Genomic DNA, 18,298 nt, shown 5'->3' on the forward strand with positions numbered 1-18,298 from the left:
CGAAGTGGTTACAGGCCGACCTTGTAGGCCTGCTCGATGTCGGTCACGGACAAGAACGCGAGCCCATGCGGCTGTTTGACCGCGAAACCGGAGCCGCAAATGAACCCGGCCACGTATTCGTCATTGATGCGGATAACGCCCACATCACCCCGACGGGCTGAAAGACGATTGATCGGCTCAAGCTGGAGATAGGTTTCGAATACGTCCTTGACGTTCTCGCAGCCATTGGCGCGCATCTTCCGGGCTGCCCCAGCTTCCGTCTTGTACTTGCCCCGGAACTCCGCAAGCGGGTCTTCGCCGGTTACGGCCTTGATGGCATCGGCGGCAGTCATGAGGCAGTCCGAAACGCCCCATTCCGGCGTGATCGATACATGAGCCGTCGCAAGGTCTTCCAACGCCCGATCCCAACCGGGAACCCTAGCCGAATTTGATTTTGAAGAACTCATTCTTGATCCTCGCGGCGTATTCGAAAAGCATGTCCCCGGGCGACACAAGCTGCTGGTCCTCATGCGAGGCGTAGCGGTAGCCCTCGCGGAAGTTGTCGACCGCGCCCGTTTCAATGTGGCCTTCTAACCAGACCTCGTCGCTTTCTTCGCGGTGGTCGATGTAATCGACATAGCCGTACCAGGTCGGCTCGGCATGAAGGAAAGCGTTGTTGTCCGGGTCGAAATAAAAGTCGTAGAACGTGACAGGTCGATTTTTATAATCTTCTTGCTCGATCAATCCGAGCTTATCCGGCGTCAGGCCGAAGTCGGCGGCAGCGGGCAGGCGCATGGTGACTGGTTGGGCCGCAGTACCAAGCGCATACATTGGCTCATCAATGTCGATGATGGTGTTACCGTGATAGGTCAGGCCGCCATAATCGACGCTGCCCTTGCCTGAGAAAAATCCATAGGTGCCGGTGCCGAACTCGAACTTTACGGCGGATGCGATCTTGCCCCTGCCCTCGTTGAGCAGTTGCTGTAGACGTGCTGGAAAGGCCATGAGTTACCGTCAAACCAATGAAAGGGTGGATTGAACCGCGCCCAACTGATATCTGGCCGGGCATGATTAGAAGCGTTTGCATGTTGATTGTCGGTTTTGGCGCCTTGATCCAAGGCGTTCTTCGCCTTGGAAATCCTGCCCAGGCAGTAGAAAAAACGGGCTGGTTGTATCAGCAGTTCGGTGACCAAGGCATTGCCGTCGGCATGATCGCCATGGGTGCCGTCGCATTGGTGATCGGAGCCGTCATGTTCAACAACACATGGATCCGGGCTATTCGGGAACGTCGACAGCGCCCTTAGAAATGCAGATACCAAAATAATGCTACTTCCCGTGTTTCCGGATAAAGGCCGCGATATAGAAACCTGTCATATCCGCCTAACGAAAATCCGTAGTAGCTATAGAAGCGGCACGCAGAAACGTTGGTGGATTGGGTTTCGAGGCGGACACCGGCCATTCCCGTATCTCTGGCCCATTGGACGGCTGAGCCCAACAAAAGTCTTCCGACACCTCCCTTTCGATTGCCAGCGGCGACCGCGACGTCCTCCACAATAGCGTACTTGTTCCAGCCTTCGCTGATTGCAAGATACCCAATAGGAACATCATTCCGAACTGCAATGAAAAGCTGTTTGCCAGGGTCTGTCAGAAATTCCGTCAGATCGGTTTCATCAAAGCCATAGTCTTTGCGATATGGCTCCATCAGCGAAACGGAAACCATACTTTCAAATGGTTCAACAAGCTCATCTTGAACTTCAAATGAAAAGTCATGGAGGGACAGCAGCGAAAGATCGGCAAGTGTTCCGGGCCGTATTTCATAATCGCTTATCTGCATTTGCGTCCTCTTTCTCCCGATACCGAGTGCTTACCTTAACGGATTACCTCGGCACCTCAACAAGCTGGAACTTTGCCGTTGGCATCACGCCATCTTCAACTTCAGTCGATCCCGGCACAATCCGGGTATTCAGAACTGGATCTTTGAAGCGAACCGTTGCGCCATTTGCGATGTAGGACGGCACCGGCGGCTCGACAGGTAGCGTGATTGTCGCCCCCGCCGTGGCGTTGGCCGTTACACGATGGAGACTGTGATAGTCGGCGGACGTGAGCGAAATCAGATCGCCCTTCGTCATCGCCAATCCCACAGTCACGCCGCCGATCAGTAGCGTTTTCCCATTCGTGACCGATGTCAGCGAACCATTCCCGGCCGGTACGGAGCTATTCGGATTGTTCCAGTAGGCTCGGGGACGCGATTGCTTACCGAGAACTGTGTAAACAATCGTCTCCATGCCGTTCTGGGCCTGAGCTAGCCAGCCTTCGAACTCAGCCAGATCATCGTCATACATCGGCTGGGTTTCGATGTTGACCGTCCACCACTCATCACCGTTCTGGATCATCGATATGGCCCGTTCGCCATACCGAGACATTGAAACCGGTTTATTCAGCCGTGGACGGCCAGCCTGATACTCAATGTTTGTGGGCAGGTTAATGGTCATCTGGTTACCACGTTGACTTGCTTGATCAAATCGTCATGACTTGATCATCCTAAGCAATTGAAAGGGTGGGATATGACGGAAATTTCTTTTGTTGGCGTCGGAGACATATCGTTCATCGACGTCGACAGGGTATATGTCGGGGAAGTGATGTTCCAAACGGATGATGACCGGCTTGAAGGCGGCCATCGCATTGCCAGCCAGGAAATCAAAGTTACCATCCGTCTCAAAGGCGATCCCGACTGGAGTTATGCCAAAGTGCGAGAGTTGGTGCTTCGAGAAGCGGAAGAGATACTTGCCCTATCGCATCGGCACATCGCCGGCAAAAGTTGGCAAGATCTCCACAAACATAACGTTGAGATGGACGAAAAACTCCAAGATTTACATTCGTTTTTCCCCGAAGAAGAATAACCGGAGGCCAAATTGGCCTCCTTATCTCGAATAATATCCACGTGGGTTTCCGGCTCGGACGGCATTCGCTGTTGTCACGGCTGCACTCTTGTCACGCATTTTATTATTTGCTTTCACGACCTCTCCCGCCCCTTCGTAGACTTCGCTCTTGATGTAGTTCTGGAAGTTCCCGTCATTCACAAAGCGGGTTTCCGTGATGATACGGACGGTCTGCTGACCGCCAGCAACAGCAGCCTCTCGAACACTCGGCAAGGTGGAGCGAGACGGCATAGAGACGACATTCCCGTCGACCGGACCGCCATATGCAAAACCGCGGACCTTGTTATCGTTCATAGCCTGAAGCCACGGGCCGAAAGCTTTTGTCGCCTTTGCGTTCATGACAAATTCGCCGTTCGACAGCCAAGCCGGAATACTGTCAGAGGTTGCAGAGCCGGGACCAGTCACGTAGCCGCCGCTTGCAAGCCGCAGGCCTGACCAAGGGTCAGCTGCTCCTCCCAACCCCCCTCCGCCAAACAGACTGCCAATCCACTTGCTGATTCCACCGCCACCAAACAGGCTTTCAATCCCGCTATCGATGAGGGCATCCGCAATCTTGTTGATGGCATTCACAGCCGCATCAGCCAACGAACCCCACAGGCCACGACCATTCGCAAGCCCATTCGCCATATCGGAAAAGAAACCCCTCGTCGTATCCTTGGCGAAGTTGATCGCGTCCTGCGCCTTCTGAATTGCAGATTCCAGACCCGCCATCGTGCCTGCCAGCATCTTGATATAGTCGGCCTGCTTCGGCGTGAGCTCGATGCCGTGCTGTTGTGCCTGGTTGAGCATTTCCTGTTCATACCGAAGCGCATTTGCTGCTTCTTCGGTCATCCCGAGTGCCTGCTGTTCGACCAAAAGCGATGCTATCCGTCGGTCAGCACCGTCAATGATGTCCTGATAATATTCGGCATCGGTCTTGCCCCTCCGCTTACGACCTTTCTTCGACTTTTCGTCAACGTCGGTTAGGCCCTTGGCAAGCTCTCTCAGCTTGCCCGCTGCGGCAGATGCCCCGCTTTCAATGGCCGAGTACATCCCGCCGACGTAATCCGTATTCTGGGCATCACTGAATGCTGCGGTGACTTTTGCCACGGCATTGGAAGTTCGGCCTGAAACCTTTGGGCCCTTCTGAGGCGGGAACAATTTGTTTGGGTTGCCCAAGTCGGGCAGCGTTATATTGAACCGCTCGCCAATCGACTTCAGGCCCATGTTGACTTCGAGCACCATTTGACGAAGGCCCCAGCGGATTTGCTCCATTAGATTGTGCATCGCCAACGCGCCAATTTCATTCATGACATCTGGGAATTCATTCCAGATTACCTTCGCCGCGTTGAAGCCTCCGACGAATGCTCCCACGATCCAATTTACCGCTTTTTTGACATCTGAAACGACATCGCGCCCGAATATGTCGTTGAGTTCATCGCGGAATATATTTGCAGCAATGACGGCTGCGGCAAAACCAGCCACCAGAGCGGTAGCGGGATTAGCAAGCGCGAACGATGCACCCATGCTGATCGCAGCGACCGATACACGTCCCATCCAAGCGATGAGATTTACCATTCCGGCGATCACGGATGGCGCATAGATTAGCGCGAATGCCGCAGCAGCCGTTGCAGCGTAAGGAGCGATGGCCTTAAGATTGTCGGCAAGGAAGATGAGAGCCTGAGCGGTGCGCTTTGGCCAATCGACCATTTGCAGGCCCGCCGCAGACAGCGACACAAGGCCGATAGTCAAGAGACTGACTGGCGAGATGACGGACATGAATGCCGCGCCGAGACCGCGTAACGGGTTCTCCATCATGCTGATGACCGCTGCAAGCTGAGTGCCCTGCTGCAAGCCGATCTGGAATGCGCCCATTCCCATCTGCGCAGAAACTGCGATGTCCTGAAATTGTGCCGCGATGTTGGCTGTATTGAACTTGCTCGCTGCCTTGATGTTGTCGTTTGCGGCAGCACTCGCCAACCGAAGTGACTGTTGTGCTTGCCTTGCAGCGCCCGCAACACGTTCCAGTCCGGCTTCGGCGTTACTCGTTCCTGCCGCAAGCCGCGAAGCCGCAGATGCGGCACCTGAACTGGTCGAGGAAAAGCCGTTTACCGCTGCTTCTGCCCGTTTCGCCGCACCGGACATCTTGTCGAGCGCACGAGTGCCTTTCTCAACCTGATCACTGCGCACTTCCAAGCCGAGTGTAGCGATATCAGCCATGTTGCGATCCTTTCAGGCGAGAGCTATCGTCCTCGTCACCTAGAAGGAGACGGGGCATGAGATTCATATTCGTTGGTGCGGTTGCTTTAGGCGTATGGGCCGGTGCGGCTCACGCTGAAACATTGGCTGGACAAGCTCAAAAATGCTGGAATCCACCACCATTTTCAGCTGATGCAGAGATTGACGCTGAGTTTGATGTTCTGTTGACCGAGAGCGGTGCGGTCAAGGATATCACCGTAACGTCATATAAGCCCCGGAACGACTTGGGTAAGCAAGCTGTCAAGTCGGCATCTAAAGCCATTGAGATGTGTTCCCCATACCAAGGTGGCGATGTAGGGCTTAACAAATTTCGGATGACCATAAATGAAGATGGGGCAGCTATTAACCCGTTCAAATAATAAGGGGAGCTTTGCTCCCCCTCTCCTCTCAGATCGCGTCAGGTAAAATCCCTTCCTTGCTCTCGTTTAAGAGTAATACCTGATGCCGCCGTGCCAAAGTCTCGCGGTAATCCTGTGCCTCAATGTCCTTGAAGAAGGGCGCTGACGGAGCCAGCCTTTTGACAGCAGCTTCTACATCATCAAGAGACGCGCGGAAGAATTCCTTACGATAATTCTGTGTATTGACGCGTGTGGGCTCGAACTCGCTGTGCAGTGCTCGTTCTAATGTGGGAGCGTCGTCGCTGTATATTATCGCATGAGTGTCGAAAACAAAAGGGACACTGGCATCGCCAAGCTCTCTTACTCGATCCATTGGGTCAAGCCGCCGAGTAAGTCCGATTTTGATCATATCCTCCCCAAACGACCCGATATTCGAGATTATATACACGTAACCCGACCGTGTTTTCTCTGCCATGGCTTGGGCACGCTCAAACTTCGCATGCGCCTCAGCCAGATCCTTTTCAAGCATTTTGATTTGCTCATTAAATGCCTCGAGCTTCGGCCCGACTGCTCTTTCAGCGTCCGCCTTCGCCTTATCCAAGAGCCTCTGATACTTGGCTTCATCTTCTTCTGCCCGTTCCATGTCGCGGATCAGTCTTTGCTCTTCACGAGCAAGGCGCGCTGCTTCGGCCTTTTCATCGCGCTCTTGTTTCAGTTTTTCGCGATATTCATGCGTCAGGAAGAGCTCTTCCAATTTCAAACCAAGATACTCTTTTGCAATATAAGTAGTGTTTGTTTCGTTAAGCTTGTCAATTTGAGTATACGCATTGACGATGCGCTTTTCCATTGCGTTGGCATTGTTCCACCGCACATTCGCAATCGCCGCATCGCATTCGTTGTTAAACGCTCTCAGTGTCAAACGAATGCTCCGATTGGCCAGAGTTTTTCCTTTCGCGCGGCTGCCTTCAACGGTCCATTCAGTGGGGCAAACCACTGCTGTTTTTGCGCTGACCATTGCTTTTTGCTGATCTCGCACCCGGAGAATTGCCGACTTATATTCTTCGCTATCAGTAAAATCGAAGTGCGGCTCATATACGCCCATCTCGGCAAACGCTAGCTTTTCATCGAAGATAGCGACCTCTTTTATAAGGCGGTCATATATTGCTTTCTTATCAGTGTAAGACGTGCGCAAGTCAGACAGTTGCTCTTGCAAATTAGCTATCTGCGCCTTCACCATCTCAGCTTCTTGGTCCAAGTCGAGTACCGGCTTGAAGCGACCTTCGATAGCAGTAACTTTCGCATCAGCTTCCTGTTTCGCCAAAAGCAAGGTTTTCCCTACTTTCCCCAATTTATCGGCTAATTCTGCCTTTTCCTTGAATGATATTTCAGCAGCCTTGCGGGCCTTCTTCTCTTTGAAAAGGCGGACACAGACGTATACCAAAACGAAAGGCAACGAACCGAATAAAGCTACTAATGCAAGCGCAACGAATGGTGACATGACCCCTACCCCTAGCGGAATAGGTTCTTTCAACCAAAAATTGTCGCGAAACGCGAGTCCAAAAATCTCCATCTTGGTTGAAGGTTAAAAGCGGCCCGTATGGCGCTCCTTATGCTGGCAGCCTGCTCCGCCATCTACCCACCCTCGCAACACGCGCTATAATCCCCCGAAAGAGGGAACCCACATGAAAGCACTCGTGTTCACCAGCCTCGCCCTGCTTGTTCTTTCCGGTTGCACAAGCAATCGGGCGCCGGACCATGAATACAAAGAAGTTCGCTGCAAGCAGTTGCTTAGTCGGACGGAATATCCGGCCATTCGGGAAATCGAGCGCGTACAAGCCAGAACAGAAGCGGCGCAGTTGGGTTGTTATCAGTTAGGTTGATCGGTGCTCGACGGCCCGTGACCCGGAATTCCTATTTTGGGGTTCTTGTGACGCGGACGGTTGATTTTGACGTGACGTCCTTTGCCTTGTACTCGATAGTCACCGACTCGACACGATCACCGAAATAATCCAGCATCGCCCTCAACTCAGGGTCGATTCTATCTTCGCGGGGACGTTTAATGATTTCCGTTTCTGACATTCTGAGAATCCTTGATCAGGTTCCGATCTGGCGGACGGTAAAAGATCTTCCAAAACGGGTTGATGCGTTAGAGGCTGAGAACAAGGAGCTGCGCGCTCGACTAGAGAGTTTGCTGGAATTACCGAAGAAGGCCCTCGGCGCTATTTGCCCCGCATGTGGTGAGTCTGCGGTTCGGCGGATATCCTCCACGCGAAAAGCCGGGAACCTGGGAAGACTTGGCGCGAAAGATGAAGTCTGGAAGTGCGAAGCCTGCGGGGATACCGAAACGAGAGTTGTAACTGGATGACCCTGATCCGCAACGAACGTCTAGAAAGCGGCTCTTCAAATGCCGGTTAAACCAGTCGCTGAGGTTGCGACAGAGTTTCGCCAACGTTTAGACTTGCTGTTCGCCGAACAACGCGATCAGCTTCCCGAAATATTTCGGGGCTTCCCCGACGCTTGTTGCGAGTTTGTCAGCATTCTATTGGCGGATCATTTAGTGAAATGTGGATTTGAAAGCCCGTTACTTGTAACTGCTGAGTGGCACAGTGGAAAATTCCTCCTCTCCCACGTTTGGTTAGAGTTGGATGATCAAGTAATCGATATCACAGGCGATCAAGCCGGAATCGACCTTCATCCAGTGATAGTTAGCGCAACGAGCGATTGGCATAGGGACCACCCGGCTCATTCGAAACGCCCTTATAAAGAGGTATGGGCAGAATGTAACGGATGGACGCAAGGCGAAATCGATAAACTATATCGGGCGCTAGCTGGCTGAAGGCATTTACAACCCTTTTGATTTCTTCAACCTTCCGTGTCATCGGCTGGCTTTCGGCTTCCGCTTAAACCCACGCAACAGCGATGCAACGCCATGCCCGTCACTGGCAGGGGTTTCGTTCTTCAACTGGTCGCTGGATTTGGTTTTTTGGCCTGCCCGCGTGACAGCAAGGATGGCGTTATCCAGTAAGCAGATTAGTTCGACCTCCCATGTCAGCATAGAAATGCCGTGAATACGGCTATAGGCGTCGATCTCTCCATACGAGATTGGATTTGCAGACATGCCGACTGATCGGCGGGCGTTCAGATCGAGGAACCAGCCCCAGACGTGCCGTAAATCGTCTGGTAAGTCTGGCAGGACGGTCGGCCGTCGTTTAGCGAAGACGGCCTCGCCGAACGAAATTAGCTCGCTGGCGAGGCTTTCACGAAAGCCAGTTGATTATCCGCCGCAGCGTCGATTTGCTCGGCAATGAACCACAAATCCGGATTGGTCAGCACTGCCCGGACGTTTTCCGTCGTGCATTCAATGGCCTTCCCGCCTCGCTCGAATCCTTCCCACGAAAGAACAGCGGCCACCATCACATCAACTGCGCGATCTTCAATTTCTTCGACCGTCTGGACTTTCTTCGGATTGCGCTTCTGGTCGCGAATGTTGGCATTGGCCAGGCGCCGCTGAACATCACGAACGCGCTGCGACTGATACGACGCAACCCGAACCTTCATGCCCAGTTTCTTGCCTGTGGTCGGGTGAACGATGTCCACCTCGAAACCTTCGTCAAATGCTTTCGCCGCGCCGTCAAATACTGACAGATCCATCTGTGAATTTCCTATTGATACGTCTGTGGAGAAACGGTTGATAAGCTGTTGGAATTATGGGGTTCCGGCAGTCGCCTCTTGTTCAAAAATGGCGCTCGTAATGCCGAGATTGAAAGTTGTGGTGACCACATCATCAGCTTCGCCGTAGCTTTCCTTGGCCGACTGTACGAGCGCATGAAAATAGAACTCGGTTGGAGTGCCTGTTTCATCCGGAGCGTCGTTCGCAACAACCCGGATAGCATAGGCGAGATTGGTCTTTTCAGCCGCCCGCAGCGCGATCTGACCTGCATCGAGCGGATCACGACCACAAACCAGAGCGAGAACGCCAGCATCACGAGCGCCCTTGAGGTGGCGAACACGGGCATCGGAAAGGCTCGTGAACGTGACGTCGTTCGCCTCATCACCAAATTCCCCGAGGTTCTGGACCTCGCCAACCGGAACAAACGTCAGAGTCTTATATGCCGCGATGATAGCGGCCTCATTTGCACCGGTGACAGGAGTTGCAGGCCCGATCGCAATCGTGGAGCCCGAAGCAGTTGTAATCATGGGTCTTCTCCATATGAAAAAAGCCCCCGTATCGGGGCTGTTAACGGCTCAGGCCGGATGAATGTTATGCGAAACAGTCGTATGAGATCGTCACAGGCACTTGCCAGTGCGTCTCATCGCTGAACCCCTGTGCGATGTCAGGTGCCTTGGTGATGCGAACGGTCAACCCGTCTTTCGGCAGCTTAAGGTCAGTCGGGAAATGTTCGGCCACCTTCCCGGCATTCTCTGTGGACTTCGTTGCTCCACCGTTCAGAGACATGAACACATCAATCTGTAGAATGCCGCGTCTTTGATGAGGCGCGGTCGATTCGACGAACCGCCGTCGCGAAGTGTTCGGCACATGCGTCACACGCAAATATCCCGTAGCGGGCCGCTGGAAGCCGACATTCGGCCAAGCGACCGGAAGCGCCGGATTAAGCACCAAAGACGCAACGCGCTCGAACAGAGCGTTTTCTATACTCTTCTCGATCGTCATGTCAGAGCTTGAGCCTTTGCTTCACTTCTTTGGCTTTGGCGGCAACGATCTCCTCCCATCGCTGAGCGATGAGCGTTACCCATGGACGGGGAGCCGCACCTTTGGCACCGTAATGCACATACGCCGCGTAGTTCGCGGTGTAGCCGAGATAGATGGTATCTCCGAGGTCCGCGCTATTGATGACCAGAATGACTGGCTGCAGATCAGGCGGAACCGACCCGCCGGGATTGTCTCGATACAGCCTTGGCATGGCTTCCCGCGACGCCATCAGAGACGCACGGAGAAACCCGGTTCGCCGGTAATTCTCAGATGAAGGCTGGTCATAGACCATGTCCGACAGAAGTTTGTCCATCTGTCCGACGAGCTCTTGCGCGCTCTCTCTAAACACGACTTCAAGCGCGCCATCGACTTTAACGGCCCACTGCCCGACGGTTGCGGCAAAAGACTTGGCCATTATTCCACCAACTGAGCGACGAAATCGATCTTGTATTCGGCCACGCACTTGCATCCGATCTTGTGCCAGGCCGGAATGCCTGGAGCATGCGGATACATGATCAAGGTGCCGTCTGGCGCGACGAATGGTTGGTCATACCTGACCTTCTGTCCTCGCATCGCAACATGCTGCGCTCGCGGGTGCTCCTGCGGTGTGTGTCGCCAAGTCTTGGTGACGATGTCTGCCGAGAGATTTCCGTTATCGATCTGCTGACGAAAGGCGATGTCTTTTGCCGCTGCCATCGCATCGAATGTTTCATTCAAGGCTATCGTATCAGCGCGAAGCTTCAGCAGGCCTGCACTATATCGATTGACGATCCTGTCCACGGCATCCGCCGGCAATGGGGTTTGCTCCTTAAGAGCTTTCGTCACCGTTCGGTCAAAGCGCTTGTCTCGCCGGCCGCGCTCCAGATAGTTCCGCAACAGCGCAGGATCGCCGGAAAGAAGCTCGTCACGAGCGCTTTGGACGAACCGGGCCTGTCCTGCCGTCAGACCGATAATCCCGCCTTCTCGCGTTCCAATAGCCCGGTTTACTGGTCCAACGATAGCCTTGGCGACCTTCGTCGGATTGTCGCCGCGAGCAACGCTATCCGTCAGAACGGTACGGATGCTTTCGACCTGGTCGGCAACGATTCCTGAAACGAGACTGGCCGAATGATCGCGCAGCCAGTTTTCAGCAACCACGTTCCGAGCATCCCAACGAATGACCACAGTATGGCCTTCCGGGTCTTTCAGTGCCGGCATGGTCGAAACCGTGTCGACTCCCCCCGCATTGAACGCCTGACGCAATGCCTCTTCGAGCGGGTTAAACGCTGCCTCTTCAATGAACATTGCATCAATCGCGCCGGATATATCGCCCTTTTCGAGCCTTTCAACGATTCTGCGAAGGACAATGTTCGACCGGATATCATCAACGGCTGCTATGAACGCGGCGCGCAGGATCGGTTCATATGTCGCGATAAGAGCTTCAAACTGTTCGCGAGGCGTGAGACGCTTCAACATTGCTTACGCCCTCGCTTGCAGTTCGAAATAAACGATCATTCCAGCCGGATTAAGCGGCTTTGCTTGAACAATGGTGCTTACAATCCCTCCGATGATGACCTTGTCGGTTGTCGTCGGCTGGATCGTCAGACCTTTGGTGGCGACGTAGACTTTCTTGTCCGTCGACTTGATCAGCGTCCCGTCAACATCCTTTTGGTTGTAATCCAGCGCTACCAGTGTGCACGGATAGTCCGTATCGCTCGTGCCCGGGTCCCATGGATCGCCAGATGTCTCCGTTCGACGGATAGCTCCGATCTGACCGAACTTGTCGATTAGGCGGTTCGCCGTTTGAACCGAGCGGGCATAGTTGAACCTGGCCATTTGGCAATCTCCAATGGATCAAATCCCCGACCAAATGCGTTGGAAAACATCGGGAACCGAAGGAGGACAACATGAACGTCGCAAACTTGCAGATCGAAGGCCTATGCCTCGCTATTGCCGCGATCAACCATGCACTGGTCGAGAAAGGCATTCTGTCCCAAGTCGAGTTAGACGACGCCCTCAGAAAAGCCGAAGCAACCGCTCGTGGGGATGATCGATTTGTCGAAGACCTCAATCCATCGAACCGCGATGCGATCTGCTTTCCGATCAGGGTACTTCAGATCGCCAATACGACTGGAGCGGAACGCCCGTGGAGCTTTACCGAACTCGCCCGCCTGGTTGGCGAAACCAAGCAGCCCTATAACGATATGCTTTAGGCTCTTGCGGCTGAACCGAAAACTCCCGGCCCTTTGCCTCGGATGAACCCGGCTAGGATGCCCTCGACTACGCTGATTACCGGCAGGACGTCATCAATCCTGCCGTCCGTGTCTTGGTATGTGACGGACAGATCACCGACCTGTTCCTGCTTAATCGCCTCTGCTGGCACATAGTCTGGCGAAAGGCTTCCGGGAGTGATCAATTCTCGCCAAGCAGCCTCACACAAGGCATTCTTGATCCTTTGTGGTATCGTTGTGCTCGGAAGCAGCGCACCGCGCCACACGGCGTTCTTTCGAGGCCATTCAAGCGCCTGCTCTACCGTCGCAGGTTCACCGATGAACCGCTGGCCGTATGTGCCATCCAGCCATGTCGTACCGCGGCGCAAGGCCTGTTCGACTTCGGGATCGGTCTTGTCGGCCAGATCGTAGCCGACCTTCCCGCAATAGGCCCTAAACTCATTCAGATCGACGTAGCTGTCAGCGTCAGGATCGCCGGGGCTGACGATAAGTGCCATGACTATTCATCTCCAAAACAAATCTGACGCTTTGCCCGCTCCATCAGGATTAGCGTTTCGCCTGCGTTGGCAGAACCACTCACCCAGAACGAGCCATCTTCAAGTTGCCCAAGCACAGCCACAGTTGTGAAACCCTTCCCTTTGGCGGCTTCGAGAATGGCGTCAGGGTTGAACCTAAACCCCTCCCCAACTTCAACCGGCTGGAGCTTGACCACTTCGCTCATTCTGCGCCCGCCACCGCATTCAGTTCGTTGAACTTGTCGATCAGCGTTTCAAGTTTGGCTGAAGGATGAGGAGCCTTGCCGGTTGCGGCTTCAATTGCCGCCCGGAGCTGCTCTTCGCTGAACTGGTCGCCACTGTCTGTGCCGATGCCGCCAGTCGATAGCGCCTGCTGCTGGCCTTCGTCCTTCCCGCGCTTCTTGTGCGGGTTGATCACCTTTGCGTCTTCCGGCGCGAACCGAGCGTCTATGATCTTGAAGCCATCGGCCCGAAGCTTTTCTTTGAGCTTCTGCGATACGGGGTGAACGACATATGCGATTTCACGCTCTTTCGACATGGGAAACCCTCAAATAAAAAGGGCGAGCCGAAGCCCGCCCGGGTTGATGATTAGGCTGCGGCCACGGTCAGAACGCCGGCCGTGTGCTTGATGCTGGTCGCGACCTTGTCCCAGTTCGTGCCGGTGGCGATCTCAGCGTCGGACGGCGACTTCCCACCATTGGCTTCATCCCAAGTGTAGCCCTTGAGTCCCAGACCGAACGAATAGTCCATCTGCATAGTCGTCTCGATGCGGGTCTGGCCGTTGGAGGTTTCGATGTTGGTGATCACATCGCTGCCGTCATGAACAATGGCAGCACTTTCCGCGAGAGAAAGCACCTTCAGCTTGTTCGGCGTTCCCGCCTCATACAGCGCCGGTGCATCGGTGACGATCACGGGCTTGCCGAGGATATCGACCACACGGACATTCTGCGCCTGGAAGAGCTGAGCCGTGTTGACGAGATTGGCGCCGATGAGCTTGTGATAGGCCGTACCGTTCATGACCTGAGCGATCAGGTTGCCCGAATGATCACCGAACTTTGCATGCGCATCGTTCATTGCCACGTAGGACAGGGCCGGATCGGTTGCCGCGGACACATCATTCGTCGCGTCCGGCTGATTGCCGATGGCGGCGACAAGTCCAGCAATAGCCGTGTTGAGCTGGTCTGCCATCATGGCTTCGGCAAAGTTGCGGGATGCCACTTCGATGCCTTCAGCGGTCGGCTTTTGAAGCCAGGTCATCTGCGATGGTTCGTAGCGGATCGGGCCGAAGCCGCCGGCGATCTTGACCGAAGAGTGCTTCTGCTGGGTCAGATCAGTCGCGGCTGCTGCGGCTTGTGCCGCATACCGATCAACACGACGCTGCGCTGAGTGGATGGATGCAAAGAACGACTCCTGAAGGAAGTCGCCCTCAAAACCATCCGTCGTGAGACGGATTGCGCCGTTGGAGGCGGCATTGAACTTCTGCACCATCTGCGCCAGCGTTTCGATGATCGCGGGCATGAAGTACTTGTTGAATACCTGCATCTGAGAAAGAGACATGGAAAGCTCCTATGCTGTGTCTCGGGATTGTTGGTTGATGGGCTTCCCGCCCGCTGGGTGCCGCTTCTCATCCCGAGACAGCAGCAAAGTTTTCAGGGCGATCAGCCCTTCAGTTCAGGGAATTTGGCTGCGATAGCCGCCGCCCGTTCTTCACGGGTTCCACCGAAATTTCCGCGTTGCGGAGGGTTACCGACGCCTCCGGGGCCGGGTTGCTTGCCGCTGCCCGACTGACCGGATCCTTCAAATGCACGTCCGAACGCTTCAGATTCCTTCATCTCGGCAACCAGGCCGGCGATATCCATGGGCGTACCCTTGGAATCCGCGATCTTTGCGTTGCCGTCTTTGTCGACCACTTCGACCGTGAATTTGCCGTCGACTTCCTTGACGCGAGTATGAGCCCGCACATGAGGAAGGAGCAGTTCAACCGAACCCTTCGCTTCAGCCAGAGCGGACGTCGCAGCAGCATCGATAAGCAGGCTTTCAACGGTCTTGGTCAGATGACCGATGCGCTCATCGCGGCTGGAAATTTCGCCAGTGTGCTTTTCCAGAAGCTGGGCCTTGGCAGCCTCGAACTTCGTGTTTGCGATTTTGTCGGCTTCCTTGGCTGGGTCGATGCTGGTCAGTTCCTCCAGCTTCGCCAGCGCTTCGCGGGCCTTGTCCGGGTCGAGATCCTTGAACTTGACAACATCGCGCTCCAGACGTTCGCGCGTGGTGCGCTCCTTGCCGAGAGCTGTCTTGAGGCCGTTCACGTCTTCCAGTGCGAAACCGTCGACCGGCTCGACATCGAGAACGAACTTGCCGTCCTTCTCGACATACAGAGCCTTGATTGCATCATCGATCCCGTCGAGCGATGCCAGAATTGCTTTGAGAGCCATGTTTATCCATCCCGGATAGTTGTGCGCTTCCCGCGCATTGAAAAAGGCCCGGAAGGATCACCCTACCGAGCCGTGTGAAGTCAGATTGTCGATTGAACTATTCCGCCGGCTCTTGCGCCGGTGGAGTGACCGCAGCGGTCAGATCATCCTCGGTATCGTCGCCGGGAAGTTCGTCCATAATCCGCTTTTCCTCTTCATCCGCGTCAAACTCGGGTGAAAGGATGCTTCGACGCTTCATTTCCTGCCAGAGTGTCTGGGTGCTGAGCTTGCCGCGCTCATTCATGGTCAGAAGCGTTTCAGGTGCCTTGTCCTCACCAAGCTCGATAGCGAAGTCAGTGTTCACGTAGACGGTCGGCTCGAGCTTCACGTTCAACCACATCGATGTGAAGACATAAGCTCGCTCCAGACAATCCTTGAGCATGAAAGCCCACGCCTGTACGGCGCTGGCTGACTTCTGGGAGGCGAAGGCGGCTGCAACCTGTGTTATCCCGCTTGTGCCTGCTGTCAGCGGCTGGCGGCCAAGTTCGCGCATCTGGGTTTCGGTCTTGTCCACCTCTTCAGACAGAAACTTGAGCGATGAGGCTGACGGCTCGATGAACTGCCACTGTCCGCTCTTCGCGCCGTCAGGAGCCGGAGGCGCATAAAGAACCACCGAGGGGCCAATAGGCGCCATGATCGGCCTGCCGTTCTCATCCACCGGTGGCGTCACGCCGTTACCTGCCAGCATCGGGAATGCGGTCAGTTCCTTCGCAGATTTGAGATTGGTTTCCTGCTGGTAATGCTCGACCTGCAATTCGGCAACGTTTCGCATCGGTGGGCGAATGCGCCATGTCGATCCCTCACGCCTGCCGGTGAAGAACGGAACAAGCGCAATAACACCAATCGAGATCGGACCTTCAGCAATCAGCGACCAGCCAGCATTGCTCGTTATGCCTTTCTCCCAGATTTCATACCGGGCCGGTCCATACTGACCACCTTCGAGCTCATCTCGGATCAGGATTCGCACACGATCAATGCACTTCTCATTGCCGGCACTGTCGCGTTGGGTGACGGGTTCATAGATCTTTGCGTAGGTGAACTGTTCCTTGCCGTTGATGACCTTGCTTTCGACCCAGAGCATGTCTGTGGCTGGAATATTCACCCAGTACGGCCGCGCACCCATCCGCTTCTCATCGGCAAGTGTGGCACCTTCCGGCACCGTCGGATAGTCGACCAGTATCCAGTCAATGGCGTTGTGAATACCATTGAAGAAAACATTGTCGGCAAAGACGTGCAGATGATTGCCGCCGCCGTCGATATCCTCGGTCACAACCTTGATTGCTTCCGGTACGGTATCGTTGGCAAGCGTGACTTCCTTTGAGAACGGCTTGGATGCCAGGTTCTCCACGATGTCCGAATAGATGTCAGTGAACTTCGAGTTCGCCAGCCGGTAGGCATAGTTCGGATCGCTCTCGTTCGGGAATTGCGGGAGATAAGCCGCGCCCGCCTTCCGCATCGCATCCACACCGCCACGGATAGCTGCAACCTTCGTCCAGTAGCCTAGCATCGCCTTATAATCGGCTGATGTTGCGAGATAATCTGTATCAGCCATTTAATCGTCCATAGGTTCCGAAGACAGCTTTCGGCATCTCAGCACCAAGCATCAATTCAGTGATTGCCCATACAAGGGCGTCGGCACGGTCGGGCGATCCCTCACCCACGTAACCGGAGGCAGTGAAGTTGCACATCTGGTCTTCAAGATCGGGGAATATGCCCACGTGATGCACCTTGCCTTGTTCATACAAGGCGCTGATCGGCTCGGCGCGAACCGCTTTACCCCGGCTGGCAACAACTTCCTTGAAGGCCGCCTTCTTATCGGCAGTCGCAACGGTGAAGCGGACCATGTCGCCGCCGTAGTTCCGCTCACCGACAATTCGGTCAGCTTCGAAACGGTGATACAGGTCGACTGCGCGCCGCCCCCATCCTTCGGGCGACAACTGGCAAGTGCCGTCCTCGAGAATGTATGCATGACCATCTATTCCACGACCTGCGACAACAATGCCGATGTCGTCGCCGCCGTCATCACCTCGCGTACCCGAGGGGTCGACAGCAACCACAATTCGAACCAGTTCCGGGGCCTGCTTCACGCGCAGGCTGTCTATACCCGGCATGATTTTGCCATCGGCAGCCGTGCGGTCATCCAGCGCCCACAAGGCACCATTGACTTCACTTGCCCATTCGCCTGCTTCAAAACGTAACCGCTTTGCCGCCGACATCGAAGCCAAAACGTCGAAATACTCCGCCGGCAGATTATCGGCATTATCCGAAGGGTTTACCTTCATCTCGACGTAGTCGTCGGGATTAGGAAGCGCCTCTTTCGTGCCGGGCTTCATCTTCGACCGGAATAGCTGAAAGCTCCAATGCAGCTTTGACGGCGGATTACAGTCGAAATAGGCCTTAAGCGCCAGATACTGCCGTCCGGTGGCCTTTGCTATTTGCGCTGCCAGCTCGCACTTTTGAGCCAGTCGGGACATTGCGGTTTCAACCGATGCCCAAGGAATCTGACTGCTTTCGTTGAAATACAGCGTTGCGTATTCCTGCCCGAGGATCTTCTCGACACGCTCCTTGTCATCCAGACCCGCAATCCAGACCTGAGAACCGTTCGGTAACTCGACATAGAAGTCTGTTTTATCGAACCGCACTCGCAGCGATGGAAAGCAAAGCTTCAGAACCTTGGGCAACGTATCGGACCACACGGAAGTCTTGGCGTGATTGAACCGGAAACGGAAAATGACGTGCCGAGAACCGGGGGCATTGATTGCCCGCTGGATTATTGCGCGGACAAGTACGAACGTCTTCCCCGACCGGGAGCCGCCGCGCAACATGATATTGCGGGCAGGGCCAGCTAATAGCCGGTTAGCCTGTCGTTGCTTCTCCGTCAGTTGAATTGCAGCCAT

The 18,298-nt window shown here is 54.8% G+C and carries 25 protein-coding genes; 5 read left to right on the top strand and 20 right to left on the bottom strand.

What is annotated here, in order from left to right; translation table 11 throughout:
* Positions 1 to 8: 8 nt before the first annotated feature.
* Both JNC63_RS18850 and JNC63_RS18855 read right to left on the bottom strand, forming a co-directional pair.
* Complete coding sequence (locus JNC63_RS18850; RefSeq protein ID WP_374846632.1) at positions 9 to 446, bottom strand: DUF6950 family protein; 438 nt, start codon at positions 444 to 446, stop codon at positions 9 to 11.
* Positions 418 to 984, bottom strand: a complete 567-nt coding sequence (locus JNC63_RS18855; RefSeq protein ID WP_006469214.1) for a hypothetical protein — start codon at positions 982 to 984, stop codon at positions 418 to 420. The genes JNC63_RS18850 and JNC63_RS18855 overlap by 29 nt, the downstream gene beginning before the upstream one ends.
* Before the next feature lie 80 nt (positions 985 to 1,064).
* On the opposite strand from JNC63_RS18855, the gene JNC63_RS18860 reads away from it, so the two are divergent.
* Positions 1,065 to 1,283, top strand: a complete 219-nt coding sequence (locus JNC63_RS18860; RefSeq protein WP_374846634.1) for a hypothetical protein — start codon at positions 1,065 to 1,067, stop codon at positions 1,281 to 1,283.
* On the opposite strand, the gene JNC63_RS18865 is transcribed toward JNC63_RS18860, so the two are convergent.
* Entirely contained in the window at positions 1,280 to 1,813 is a 534-nt protein-coding gene (locus tag JNC63_RS18865) for a GNAT family N-acetyltransferase (protein ID WP_022569923.1), read from the bottom strand. The genes JNC63_RS18860 and JNC63_RS18865 overlap by 4 nt on opposite strands.
* A gap of 43 nt (positions 1,814 to 1,856) precedes the next feature.
* The gene (locus JNC63_RS18870) at positions 1,857 to 2,471 is read right to left on the bottom strand and encodes a hypothetical protein (protein WP_374846636.1); all 615 of its coding nucleotides are present in this window, start codon (positions 2,469 to 2,471) and stop codon (positions 1,857 to 1,859) included.
* A gap of 72 nt (positions 2,472 to 2,543) precedes the next feature.
* Between JNC63_RS18870 and JNC63_RS18875 the strand changes: the two genes are divergently transcribed.
* Positions 2,544 to 2,879 carry a hypothetical protein gene (locus JNC63_RS18875; protein WP_374846637.1) on the top strand — a complete coding sequence of 112 codons (336 nt, stop codon included), beginning with the start codon at positions 2,544 to 2,546 and terminating at the stop codon, positions 2,877 to 2,879.
* Between the two features lie 21 nt (positions 2,880 to 2,900).
* Here the strand turns inward: JNC63_RS18875 and JNC63_RS18880 are convergent, their stop codons facing one another.
* Entirely contained in the window at positions 2,901 to 5,117 is a 2,217-nt protein-coding gene (locus tag JNC63_RS18880) for a phage tail length tape measure family protein (protein WP_374846638.1), read from the bottom strand.
* A 56-nt stretch (positions 5,118 to 5,173) separates the two neighbouring features.
* On the opposite strand from JNC63_RS18880, the gene JNC63_RS18885 reads away from it, so the two are divergent.
* On the top strand, positions 5,174 to 5,515 hold the full coding sequence (locus JNC63_RS18885; protein ID WP_374846639.1) for a hypothetical protein: 342 nt from the start codon (positions 5,174 to 5,176) through the stop codon (positions 5,513 to 5,515).
* Between the two features lie 28 nt (positions 5,516 to 5,543).
* On the opposite strand, the gene JNC63_RS18890 is transcribed toward JNC63_RS18885, so the two are convergent.
* The gene (locus JNC63_RS18890; protein WP_305400594.1) at positions 5,544 to 6,992 is read right to left on the bottom strand and encodes an SNIPE associated domain-containing protein; all 1,449 of its coding nucleotides are present in this window, start codon (positions 6,990 to 6,992) and stop codon (positions 5,544 to 5,546) included.
* A 184-nt stretch (positions 6,993 to 7,176) separates the two neighbouring features.
* On the opposite strand from JNC63_RS18890, the gene JNC63_RS18895 reads away from it, so the two are divergent.
* Positions 7,177 to 7,374: a hypothetical protein gene (locus tag JNC63_RS18895; protein WP_374846641.1), complete on the top strand. Its 198-nt coding sequence runs from the start codon at positions 7,177 to 7,179 to the stop codon at positions 7,372 to 7,374.
* A gap of 995 nt (positions 7,375 to 8,369) precedes the next feature.
* Here JNC63_RS18895 and JNC63_RS21900 read toward each other — a convergent pair.
* From JNC63_RS21900 to JNC63_RS18925, 7 genes are all read right to left on the bottom strand, one after another.
* The gene (locus JNC63_RS21900) at positions 8,370 to 8,732 is read right to left on the bottom strand and encodes a phage tail assembly chaperone (RefSeq protein ID WP_445433046.1); all 363 of its coding nucleotides are present in this window, start codon (positions 8,730 to 8,732) and stop codon (positions 8,370 to 8,372) included.
* Positions 8,732 to 9,145: a hypothetical protein gene (locus tag JNC63_RS18900; protein ID WP_025091516.1), complete on the bottom strand. Its 414-nt coding sequence runs from the start codon at positions 9,143 to 9,145 to the stop codon at positions 8,732 to 8,734. The genes JNC63_RS21900 and JNC63_RS18900 overlap by 1 nt, the downstream gene beginning before the upstream one ends.
* 54 nt (positions 9,146 to 9,199) lie before the next feature.
* Entirely contained in the window at positions 9,200 to 9,691 is a 492-nt protein-coding gene (locus tag JNC63_RS18905; protein ID WP_374846642.1) for a phage tail tube protein, read from the bottom strand.
* 64 nt (positions 9,692 to 9,755) lie between these two features.
* Entirely contained in the window at positions 9,756 to 10,166 is a 411-nt protein-coding gene (locus tag JNC63_RS18910; RefSeq protein WP_374846643.1) for a DUF4128 domain-containing protein, read from the bottom strand.
* Position 10,167: 1 nt separating this feature from the next.
* Positions 10,168 to 10,620 carry an HK97 gp10 family phage protein gene (locus tag JNC63_RS18915; protein WP_374846645.1) on the bottom strand — a complete coding sequence of 151 codons (453 nt, stop codon included), beginning with the start codon at positions 10,618 to 10,620 and terminating at the stop codon, positions 10,168 to 10,170.
* Positions 10,620 to 11,660 carry a putative phage head morphogenesis protein gene (locus JNC63_RS18920; RefSeq protein ID WP_374846647.1) on the bottom strand — a complete coding sequence of 347 codons (1,041 nt, stop codon included), beginning with the start codon at positions 11,658 to 11,660 and terminating at the stop codon, positions 10,620 to 10,622. Before JNC63_RS18920 ends, JNC63_RS18915 begins: the two co-directional genes overlap by 1 nt.
* 3 nt (positions 11,661 to 11,663) lie before the next feature.
* Positions 11,664 to 12,020 (bottom strand): hypothetical protein, encoded by a 357-nt coding sequence (locus JNC63_RS18925; protein ID WP_374846649.1) that lies wholly within the window; start codon positions 12,018 to 12,020, stop codon positions 11,664 to 11,666.
* A 71-nt stretch (positions 12,021 to 12,091) separates the two neighbouring features.
* On the opposite strand from JNC63_RS18925, the gene JNC63_RS18930 reads away from it, so the two are divergent.
* On the top strand, positions 12,092 to 12,397 hold the full coding sequence (locus JNC63_RS18930; protein ID WP_077684346.1) for a hypothetical protein: 306 nt from the start codon (positions 12,092 to 12,094) through the stop codon (positions 12,395 to 12,397).
* Here JNC63_RS18930 and JNC63_RS18935 read toward each other — a convergent pair.
* The 7 genes from JNC63_RS18935 to JNC63_RS18965 form a co-directional block, all read right to left on the bottom strand.
* Positions 12,394 to 12,912, bottom strand: coding sequence for a DnaT-like ssDNA-binding protein (locus JNC63_RS18935; RefSeq protein WP_374846651.1), 519 nt, complete (start codon positions 12,910 to 12,912; stop codon positions 12,394 to 12,396). The genes JNC63_RS18930 and JNC63_RS18935 overlap by 4 nt on opposite strands.
* A 2-nt stretch (positions 12,913 to 12,914) precedes the next feature.
* On the bottom strand, positions 12,915 to 13,136 hold the full coding sequence (locus JNC63_RS18940) for a hypothetical protein (RefSeq protein WP_025091507.1): 222 nt from the start codon (positions 13,134 to 13,136) through the stop codon (positions 12,915 to 12,917).
* A complete protein-coding gene (locus JNC63_RS18945; protein ID WP_374846652.1) occupies positions 13,133 to 13,468 on the bottom strand; it encodes a hypothetical protein in 336 nt (111 codons plus the stop codon). Before JNC63_RS18945 ends, JNC63_RS18940 begins: the two co-directional genes overlap by 4 nt.
* A 50-nt stretch (positions 13,469 to 13,518) precedes the next feature.
* Positions 13,519 to 14,487: a major capsid protein gene (locus JNC63_RS18950; RefSeq protein ID WP_025091505.1), complete on the bottom strand. Its 969-nt coding sequence runs from the start codon at positions 14,485 to 14,487 to the stop codon at positions 13,519 to 13,521.
* A gap of 101 nt (positions 14,488 to 14,588) precedes the next feature.
* Positions 14,589 to 15,362, bottom strand: a complete 774-nt coding sequence (locus JNC63_RS18955; RefSeq protein WP_374846653.1) for a hypothetical protein — start codon at positions 15,360 to 15,362, stop codon at positions 14,589 to 14,591.
* 97 nt (positions 15,363 to 15,459) lie between these two features.
* Positions 15,460 to 16,953, bottom strand: coding sequence for a DUF4055 domain-containing protein (locus JNC63_RS18960; RefSeq protein ID WP_374846655.1), 1,494 nt, complete (start codon positions 16,951 to 16,953; stop codon positions 15,460 to 15,462).
* A complete protein-coding gene (locus tag JNC63_RS18965; protein WP_374846656.1) occupies positions 16,946 to 18,298 on the bottom strand; it encodes a phage terminase large subunit in 1,353 nt (450 codons plus the stop codon). The genes JNC63_RS18960 and JNC63_RS18965 overlap by 8 nt, the downstream gene beginning before the upstream one ends.

Origin of the sequence: Brucella ciceri (assembly GCF_041930145.1) — a bacterium.
Taxonomy (GTDB): domain Bacteria; phylum Pseudomonadota; class Alphaproteobacteria; order Rhizobiales; family Rhizobiaceae; genus Brucella; species Brucella intermedia.

What these genes read in the sequence shown, in the direction of transcription:
- JNC63_RS18850 (WP_374846632.1), bottom strand. Translation starts at nt 446, where the DNA reads ATGAGTTCTTCAAAATCAAATTCGGCTAGGGTTCCCGGTTGGGATCGG.
- JNC63_RS18855 (WP_006469214.1), bottom strand. Translation starts at nt 984, where the DNA reads ATGGCCTTTCCAGCACGTCTACAGCAACTGCTCAACGAGGGCAGGGGC.
- JNC63_RS18860 (WP_374846634.1), top strand. Translation starts at nt 1,065, where the DNA reads ATGTTGATTGTCGGTTTTGGCGCCTTGATCCAAGGCGTTCTTCGCCTT.
- JNC63_RS18865 (WP_022569923.1), bottom strand. Translation starts at nt 1,813, where the DNA reads ATGCAGATAAGCGATTATGAAATACGGCCCGGAACACTTGCCGATCTT.
- JNC63_RS18870 (WP_374846636.1), bottom strand. Translation starts at nt 2,471, where the DNA reads ATGACCATTAACCTGCCCACAAACATTGAGTATCAGGCTGGCCGTCCA.
- JNC63_RS18875 (WP_374846637.1), top strand. Translation starts at nt 2,544, where the DNA reads ATGACGGAAATTTCTTTTGTTGGCGTCGGAGACATATCGTTCATCGAC.
- JNC63_RS18880 (WP_374846638.1), bottom strand. Translation starts at nt 5,117, where the DNA reads ATGGCTGATATCGCTACACTCGGCTTGGAAGTGCGCAGTGATCAGGTT.
- JNC63_RS18885 (WP_374846639.1), top strand. Translation starts at nt 5,174, where the DNA reads ATGAGATTCATATTCGTTGGTGCGGTTGCTTTAGGCGTATGGGCCGGT.
- JNC63_RS18890 (WP_305400594.1), bottom strand. Translation starts at nt 6,992, where the DNA reads ATGTCACCATTCGTTGCGCTTGCATTAGTAGCTTTATTCGGTTCGTTG.
- JNC63_RS18895 (WP_374846641.1), top strand. Translation starts at nt 7,177, where the DNA reads ATGAAAGCACTCGTGTTCACCAGCCTCGCCCTGCTTGTTCTTTCCGGT.
- JNC63_RS18900 (WP_025091516.1), bottom strand. Translation starts at nt 9,145, where the DNA reads ATGGATCTGTCAGTATTTGACGGCGCGGCGAAAGCATTTGACGAAGGT.
- JNC63_RS18905 (WP_374846642.1), bottom strand. Translation starts at nt 9,691, where the DNA reads ATGATTACAACTGCTTCGGGCTCCACGATTGCGATCGGGCCTGCAACT.
- JNC63_RS18910 (WP_374846643.1), bottom strand. Translation starts at nt 10,166, where the DNA reads ATGACGATCGAGAAGAGTATAGAAAACGCTCTGTTCGAGCGCGTTGCG.
- JNC63_RS18915 (WP_374846645.1), bottom strand. Translation starts at nt 10,620, where the DNA reads ATGGCCAAGTCTTTTGCCGCAACCGTCGGGCAGTGGGCCGTTAAAGTC.
- JNC63_RS18920 (WP_374846647.1), bottom strand. Translation starts at nt 11,660, where the DNA reads ATGTTGAAGCGTCTCACGCCTCGCGAACAGTTTGAAGCTCTTATCGCG.
- JNC63_RS18925 (WP_374846649.1), bottom strand. Translation starts at nt 12,020, where the DNA reads ATGGCCAGGTTCAACTATGCCCGCTCGGTTCAAACGGCGAACCGCCTA.
- JNC63_RS18930 (WP_077684346.1), top strand. Translation starts at nt 12,092, where the DNA reads ATGAACGTCGCAAACTTGCAGATCGAAGGCCTATGCCTCGCTATTGCC.
- JNC63_RS18935 (WP_374846651.1), bottom strand. Translation starts at nt 12,912, where the DNA reads ATGGCACTTATCGTCAGCCCCGGCGATCCTGACGCTGACAGCTACGTC.
- JNC63_RS18940 (WP_025091507.1), bottom strand. Translation starts at nt 13,136, where the DNA reads ATGAGCGAAGTGGTCAAGCTCCAGCCGGTTGAAGTTGGGGAGGGGTTT.
- JNC63_RS18945 (WP_374846652.1), bottom strand. Translation starts at nt 13,468, where the DNA reads ATGTCGAAAGAGCGTGAAATCGCATATGTCGTTCACCCCGTATCGCAG.
- JNC63_RS18950 (WP_025091505.1), bottom strand. Translation starts at nt 14,487, where the DNA reads ATGTCTCTTTCTCAGATGCAGGTATTCAACAAGTACTTCATGCCCGCG.
- JNC63_RS18955 (WP_374846653.1), bottom strand. Translation starts at nt 15,362, where the DNA reads ATGGCTCTCAAAGCAATTCTGGCATCGCTCGACGGGATCGATGATGCA.
- JNC63_RS18960 (WP_374846655.1), bottom strand. Translation starts at nt 16,953, where the DNA reads ATGGCTGATACAGATTATCTCGCAACATCAGCCGATTATAAGGCGATG.
- JNC63_RS18965 (WP_374846656.1), bottom strand. Translation starts at nt 18,298, where the DNA reads ATGGCTGCAATTCAACTGACGGAGAAGCAACGACAGGCTAACCGGCTA.